The sequence below is a fragment of the Saccharopolyspora sp. 6M genome (assembly GCF_020176775.1).
GTDB lineage: Bacteria > Actinomycetota > Actinomycetes > Mycobacteriales > Pseudonocardiaceae > Saccharopolyspora_C > Saccharopolyspora_C gregorii.
The window spans coordinates 1-6,956 of the sequence record NZ_JAIUJZ010000072.1 but is presented as its reverse complement, the minus strand read 5'-3'; the positions used below and the strand labels follow the sequence as shown (position 1 = coordinate 6,956).

The 6,956-nt window shown below is 71.1% G+C and carries 6 protein-coding genes; 3 read left to right on the top strand and 3 right to left on the bottom strand.

Features of this window, described 5'->3' with window-relative positions; translation table 11 throughout:
• Nucleotides 1-163: 163 nt before the first annotated feature.
• Genes pstC through pstB form a run of 3 tightly spaced genes read left to right on the top strand, consistent with a single transcriptional unit; the run spans nucleotide 164 to nucleotide 2,833 of the window.
• Nucleotides 164-1,135, top strand: a complete 972-nt coding sequence (gene pstC, locus LCD31_RS11850) for a phosphate ABC transporter permease subunit PstC (protein ID WP_224957988.1) — start codon at nucleotides 164-166, stop codon at nucleotides 1,133-1,135.
• Nucleotides 1,132-2,046 (top strand): phosphate ABC transporter permease PstA, encoded by a 915-nt coding sequence (gene pstA / locus LCD31_RS11845; protein WP_224957986.1) that lies wholly within the window; start codon nucleotides 1,132-1,134, stop codon nucleotides 2,044-2,046. Before pstC ends, pstA begins: the two co-directional genes overlap by 4 nt.
• A gap of 10 nt (nucleotides 2,047-2,056) precedes the next feature.
• Nucleotides 2,057-2,833, top strand: coding sequence for a phosphate ABC transporter ATP-binding protein PstB (pstB, locus tag LCD31_RS11840; RefSeq protein ID WP_224957985.1), 777 nt, complete (start codon nucleotides 2,057-2,059; stop codon nucleotides 2,831-2,833).
• A gap of 55 nt (nucleotides 2,834-2,888) precedes the next feature.
• Here the strand turns inward: pstB and LCD31_RS11835 are convergent, their stop codons facing one another.
• From LCD31_RS11835 to LCD31_RS11825, 3 genes are all read right to left on the bottom strand, one after another.
• The gene (locus LCD31_RS11835) at nucleotides 2,889-3,728 is read right to left on the bottom strand and encodes a helix-turn-helix transcriptional regulator (protein ID WP_224957984.1); all 840 of its coding nucleotides are present in this window, start codon (nucleotides 3,726-3,728) and stop codon (nucleotides 2,889-2,891) included.
• A 272-nt stretch (nucleotides 3,729-4,000) separates the two neighbouring features.
• A complete protein-coding gene (gene phoU / locus LCD31_RS11830; protein ID WP_224957982.1) occupies nucleotides 4,001-4,648 on the bottom strand; it encodes a phosphate signaling complex protein PhoU in 648 nt (215 codons plus the stop codon).
• Nucleotides 4,649-4,821: 173 nt separating this feature from the next.
• A partial coding sequence (locus tag LCD31_RS11825) for an LCP family protein (RefSeq protein ID WP_308015841.1) occupies nucleotides 4,822-6,956 on the bottom strand: 2,135 nt, incomplete at its 5' end.

Below are 6,956 nucleotides of genomic sequence, written 5' to 3'. Positions count from 1 at the left end.
GGGCCCGGCCGCCGCTTCGGGGGCACCCCCCCCCCCCCCCCCCCCCCCCCCCCGCCCCGACCCCGCCACCCCCCCCACCCCCCCCCCCCCCCCCCGGGCGGCCCCCCCCCCCCCGGGGCCCCCCACGGGCGTTTCGGCATCCACTTCCGGACCGGAGGCCGTCATTTCCGCTCCCGAAGCGCCCCCGGCGGACGAACCGAAGAAGGTCGTCCGCATCGGGGACCGCGCATTCCAGTCCCTCGCGACCGGGTCCGGGATCTTCGTCGTCGCGCTGATCGCGGCGATCGGGATCTTCCTGCTGATCCGGGCCGTGCCCTCGTTGCAGGCGAACCAGGTGAACTTCCTGTTCAGCCGGGTGTGGGACACCTCCGACCCGAACGAGCTGAGCTTCGGCATCGCCGACCTCGCCTGGGTGACGGTGGCGAGCTCCCTGGTCGCGCTGGTGTTCGCGATGCCCATCGCGTGCGGCATCGCGCTGTTCCTCACCCAGTACGCGCCGCGCTCGCTGGCCCGCCCGTTCGCCTACATCGTCGACCTGCTGGCCGCGGTGCCCTCGGTGATCTACGGCCTGTGGGGCGTGCTGGTGCTGGGGCCGGTGCTCAAGCCGGTCGCGCTCTGGCTGAACCAGAACCTCGGCTGGATCCCGATCTTCGCGGACGGCAACGCGCCCGCCGACGGCGGCATGAACATCTTCACCGCGGGCATCGTGCTCGCCGTGATGATCCTGCCGACCATCACCGGCGTCACCCGCGAAGTGTTCCAGCGGACGCCGAAGGCGCACATCGAAGGTGCCCAGGCGCTCGGCGCCACCCGCTGGGAGGTCGTGCGGACGACGGTGTGGCCGTTCGGCCGCAACGGCTTCATCGGCGGTTCGATGCTCGGCCTCGGCCGCGCGCTCGGCGAGACCGTGGCGCTGACCGTCATCCTCAGCACGGTCAACAGCGGACCGAACTTCAGCCTGTTCGACGTGGGCGCGACGTTCGCCTCGAAGATCGCGCTCGGCTCCGGCGAGTTCAACAACAACATGCAGGTCGGCGCCTACATCTCCGCCGGTCTGGTGCTGTTCGTCATCACCTTCGCGGTGAACGCGCTCGCCCGGTGGATCGAGAGCGCCAGCGGTAAGGGGAAGTCATGACAACGAACGCCGCTGACGTCGAGCGCCCCGCCGCACCCCCGGCGTTCCAGCACCTCGGGTTCGCCCGCAAGTTCAAGAACCACCTCGCGACCACCGTGTTCACCGCGGCGTTCGTGATCGCCGTCATCCCGCTGCTGTGGGTGCTGATCACCCTGCTGCAGCGCGGGCTCGCCCCGGTGCTGAGCAGCACCTGGTGGACGCACTCGTTCAACGGGCTGCTGCCCACCGACTTCGGCGGCGGCATCAACCACGCGCTCGCGGGCACCCTGCTCGAAGGGCTCATCTGCGCGGTCATCTCGGTGCCGCTGGGCGTGCTGGTCGCGATCTACCTGATCGAGTACGGGCAGAACTCGCGGTTCGCGAAGGTCGCCACCTTCATGGTGGACATCCTCAGCGGCCTCCCGTCGATCGTGGCCGGCCTGTTCATCTACGCGCTGTGGATCACCACGTTCGGCTTCAACCGGAGCGGGTTCGCGGTGGCGCTGTCGCTGGTGCTGCTGATGGTGCCGGTGGTCGTGCGCGTCACCGAGACGATGCTGCTGATCGTCCCGGACGAGCTGCGCGAAGCGTCCTACGCGCTGGGCGTGCCCAAGTGGAAGACGATCGTGAAGGTCGTGCTGCCCACCGCGCTGTCCGGCATCCTCACCGGCGTCATGCTCGGGCTCGCGCGCGTGCTGGGCGAGACCGCGCCGCTGCTGATCCTCGTGGGCTACTCCAGCTCGATCAGCTACGACATGTTCGGCGGCGAGCTCGCGTCCCTGCCGCTCACGATCTTCATGGAGCGCGGGACCGGCACCGCCGCCGGCGACGCCCGCATGTGGGGCGCCGCGCTCACCCTCGTTCTCGTCATCATGCTGATCAACCTCGTGGCGTCGCTGCTGTCGAGGCTGTTCGCCGTCAAGACCAAGTAGGGCGGATCCCATGGCCAAGCGTCTCGACATCAAGGACCTCAACCTGTACTACGGCAAGTTCCACGCCGTGCAGGACGTGACCTTGCAGGTTCCGGCCCGCAGCGTCACCGCGTTCATCGGCCCCTCCGGCTGCGGCAAGTCGACCGTGCTGCGGTCGCTGAACCGCATGCACGAGGTCGTGCCGGGAGCCCGCGTCGACGGCAAGGTGCTGCTCGACGGCGAGGACATCTACGGCGCCCACGTCGACCCGGTGCAGGTGCGCCGCACCATCGGCATGGTCTTCCAGCGGCCCAACCCGTTCCCCACCATGTCCATCCGGGACAACGTCGTGGCCGGGCTGAAGCTCGCCGGGGAGAAGAACAAGAAGCACCTCGACGAGGTCACCGAGCGGGCGCTGCGCGGCGCGAACCTGTGGGAAGAGGTCAAGGACCGGCTGGGCAAGCCCGGCGGGGGCCTCTCCGGCGGTCAGCAGCAGCGGCTCTGCATCGCGCGGGCCATCGCCGTGCAGCCGGACGTGCTGCTGATGGACGAGCCGTGCTCGGCGCTGGACCCGATCTCCACGCTGGCGATCGAGGACCTGATCTCCACGCTGAAGCAGGAGTACACGATCGTCATCGTCACGCACAACATGCAGCAGGCGGCGCGGGTCAGCGACCAGACCGCGTTCTTCAACCTGCGCGCGGTGGGCGAACCCGGCCAGCTCGTCGAGATCGACGAGACCGGGCGGATCTTCTCCAACCCCAGCCAGAAGGCCACCGAGGACTACATCTCCGGCCGCTTCGGCTGAGCGAACCCCGGAACCGGAGCCCGTCCCGCACCGCCGGGGCGGGCTCCGGTCGTGCTCAGGCCTTCCAGTCGTCGGCGACCGCGGAGATGTAGGCGCTGGACTCCTTCGGGGGCAGCGCGATGCCGCAGACCTTCTCGAACGCGGTCAGGTAGTCGCCGGTGTCGGCGGGCTTGTCCAGGAAGCGCGAGCCCGCGGCGTCCCCGACGTGCACGACCTGCGGGTCGGCGTCCGAGGGGAACGAGAACACCGAGATCCGCTCGCCCATCAGCGGGTGCCCGCCGTGCGCGAACGGCAGCACCTGGATGGTCACGTTCCGCCGGTAGCCCATCAGCACCAGGTGCTCCAGCTGCTGGCGCATCACGACCGGCCCGCCGACGCTGCGGCGCAGCGCCGCCTCGTCCAGCACCGCCCACAGCTCCAGCGGTTCCGCGCCGAGCAGCCGCTGCTGGCGGGTGGTGGTGACGGTGAGCCGCTCCTGCCGGTCCGCCTCGGTGGGGGCGTGCAGCTCCGCGTCGAACAGGGCGGTGGAGTACTCGGCGGTGTGCAGCAGTTCCGGGATGGGGTCGGCGCCGAAGCAGCTGACCGCCTTCGCCGCCGTCTCCAGGCCCAGGTGCGTTTCGAAACCGGGGCGCTGCGCGGTCGTCGGGTACCGCTGCCACCAGCCGCGCTCCTTGGAGCCCTGGGCGAGTTCGATCAGCTCGTCGATCCGGTCACCGGTGATGCCGTAGAACTCGGCCATCAGCCGCACGTCGGAGGTGCGCACCGGCACCCGGCCCAGCTCGATCTGGCTGATCTTGCCCTGCGAGCAGTCCAGGTGGGCGGCGACCTCGCGGTGCGTGCGGCCCGCGGACTCGCGCAGCTTGCGCAGTTCACCGCCGAGGCGCCGGCGGTGCACGGTCGGACTGTTATGCACCCTCGGCCTCCGGTGGGACGGCGGCGAGGGGCGAGGCGTCGGTGCTGGTCACGGCACGACCTTCGCATACTGCATTCGGCCCAACGACTGGTGAGACCGAGTATTAATACGTCGTTTGCCGTTTCGGGTCCTGTTCTCGCAGTTCAGCGGCCCTCCGAACAGCGGCGGACACGACGCGTGACCTGATGGCGTGAAAAGGCCCGCCGAAATCCCCTCGAAAGAGGGACACGGCGGGCCGGTGGGGCGGGCTCGGATCAGCTGGTCGGCATGCTCCCGGTCACGGTGAACACCACCCGGCGGCCGACGGCGACCGCGTGGTCGGCGAACCGCTCGTAGAACCGGCCCAGCAGGGTCACGTCCACCGCCGCGGCCACCCCGTGCGACCACTCGGAGCTCATCATCACGGTGAACAGGTGGCGGTGGAGGTCGTCCACGGCGTCGTCGGCGGCCTCCAGGTCGCGGGCGGCGTCGATGTCGCGGGAGCGGATCACCGCGGCGGCGCGGGCGCACAGGTCCACCGCGACCCGGCCCATCTCGGCGAAGTACTCCTGCACCGGCTCCGGCAGCACCGGCTGCGGGTGCCTGCGGCGGGCCGCCTTCGCGACGTGCAGCGCCAGGTCGCCCATCCGCTCCAGGTCCTCGGCGGCGTGGATCGTGGAGATGACGGTGCGCAGGTCGCCCGCCACGGGCGCCTGCAGGGCGAGCAGGCCGAACGCCTGCTCCTCGGCGCGGGCGCGGGCCTCGTCGACGTGCACGTCCTCCTCGATGACCTGTTCGGCCAGAGTCAGATCGGCCTCCAGTAGCGCCTTCGTGGCGCGCTCCATCGCCGTTCCGACCATGGTCGACATCGAGGCGAGCTCCTCGGCGAGATCGCCGAGCTGTTCCTGGTAGACCTCACGCATGCCGGTCACCTTACTTCCGGGAAGAATCGGACAGGACGCACGCTGGTGAATCACCGGTGAACGGACCATGATGGCCCCGTTCGAGTGGAATCGCAGACATCACCATTCGATCAGAGCGCGTTCCACCGCAACAAGCGGGAAACGGAGCAAAACGGACAAGTCGGTGCGTGGTGTCAGCCGCACACGTCCGAGCCGGCGTTCACCGTGCTCAGGTCCGACGGCATCTCGGCCTGCTGCCCGCCCGGCGCCCGCACCGGACCGGCGTACGAGGTGCCCAGCTCCAGCCGCAGCTCAGCACCGGCCGCGTCGTCCTGCACGGTGGTCGCCCCCGGCACCGAGGACGCCAGCAGCCGGGCCGCGGCCGCGTTCGCCGCGCCGTGGCGGACCACGGTCCGCTCGCTCGTCGCGGACAGCGTCTCCGAACCGGCCACCGGGTAACCCGCCGCACCCAGCTCGTCGGCGGTGCGCCCCGCCAGCCCGTCCCGGCCGGAGGCGTTGACCACCCGCACCGGCACGTCGGACGGCTTGGCCGTGGCGGCGCGGCCGAACGATGCCGAGCCCATCGAAGCGGGGCCCGTCGAAGCGGGGCCGGAGCCGCCCGCGGCCCCCGGCACGCCCGCCTGCCGCGGCGACACCGGAGCGTCCTCGATGATCGCCCGGAACAGCGCGGCGGCCTCGGAGTCGTCCAGTTCCTCCCTGCCCTCGTCGTTCGCGTAACCGGTGGTCGGCACGGTGATGAAGGTGATCTTGCCCGCGTCCATGCCCTGCATCGAGCGACCCAGTTCGAGCAGCTGGTCGGTGCCGACGTTCTCCCCGAAGGTGTTCGCCGCGACCGCGTCCACGAAACCGCCGAGCTTCTGCGGGTCCATCAGCACCTGCCCGGACATCGCCTTGCGCAGCAGCGAGGACAGGAACAGCTGCTGGCGCTGCATCCGGCCGTAGTCCGAGGTCGGGTCGCCCTCCACGTAGCGGGCGCGCACGTAGTTCAGCGCCTGCGTGCCGCTCAGCGTCTGCGGGCCCGCCTCCGGCAGCACCACGCCGAGCTTGCGGTCCACGATCGGGATGGACGAGCAGATGTCCACGCCGTGCATCGCGTCCACCATCGACTTGAAGCCCTGGAAGTCGATGCCCAGGAAGTTCGTGATCGACAGGCCGGACAGCTGCTGCACGACCTTGGTGGTGCACTTCGGCCCGCCGACCGCGTACGCCTCGTTCAGCTTGGTCGCCGGGCGCGGCGCGACCTCCTCGCCGGTGTACTGGCCGGTGTCCGGGTTCCAGCGCTCGCATGACGGGATGTCCACCTGCAGGTCGCGCGGGAAGGACACGACGAGCACGCGGCTCCGGTCCGCCGGGATGTGCGCGATCATCGTCGTGTCGGCGCGGGCGCCGGGCTCGTCGGTGGTGTCGCCGACCCCGTCCGCCTCGGTCGCCCCGGCACGGGTGTCCGAACCGAGCAGCAGGAAGTTCCGGTCCCCGGACTGCTTCGAGATGTCCTTGATCGACGAGGAGTTCGGGTCGAGCGCGGCGATGTCCTTGAACTTCGCGTCCACCCACGCCTTCGCGCTCCAGCCGATGCCGGTCGCGACGAAGATCGTCAGCGCGGCGGCGACCGCGAGGGCCTTGAGGATCCGGATGGTGCGGCGCTTGCGCTGCTCCTTCTTCCAGTCCATCCGGGACGATCCGGCGTCCCGGCCCTCGACGAAGTCGAACGGCATGTCGCGGCCCAGCTCGGGCTCCTTGCGCATGCCGAACAGCCACGAGTACTTCTTGCGCCGCGCGTCCTCCTCGATCGCGATCTCGTCGTGGACCGCGGAGAACCTGGCCAGCGTCGCGTCGATCTGGCGGATCTCGTCGCTGTCGTTCTCGGCGGAGTCCGCGTCGTCCTCGTCCGCTTCCTCGGCGTCGTCGGCGGTGACGGGCGCGACGATCGCGGTCTCGTCCGCGGCCTCGCGCGTCGGGCCGGTCTCCGGGACGCGGGTGACCTTGGTGGCTTCGGCCGGCGGCTTCTCCGGCTCGGCGGGCACCGCGGGGACCACGGCGGTCGCCTCGGGGTCCTCGGCGGCGGGCGACGGTGCGGGGCGGCCGGGCCGTCCCGGGCGGCCGGGGCGCGCGGGTGGCTGCGCGTCGGCGGGCGGGACCTCCCGGCGCCTGCGCGGAGCCTCGGGCTCGGCGGTGGGTTCGCCGGAGAGCGCCTTGGCGATGTGGGTGGCCGCGGCGTCCGACGCGGCGCCCAGCGAGCCCGCAGCGGCTTGCTGCGGGTCGGGGCGGCGCCGCGGCGCGGGCGGGGGGCGCGGCCGCCGGGCCGGGG

What these genes read in the sequence shown, in the direction of transcription:
- pstB (WP_224957985.1), top strand. Translation starts at nt 2,057, where the DNA reads ATGGCCAAGCGTCTCGACATCAAGGACCTCAACCTGTACTACGGCAAG.
- pstA (WP_224957986.1), top strand. Translation starts at nt 1,132, where the DNA reads ATGACAACGAACGCCGCTGACGTCGAGCGCCCCGCCGCACCCCCGGCG.
- phoU (WP_224957982.1), bottom strand. Translation starts at nt 4,648, where the DNA reads ATGCGTGAGGTCTACCAGGAACAGCTCGGCGATCTCGCCGAGGAGCTC.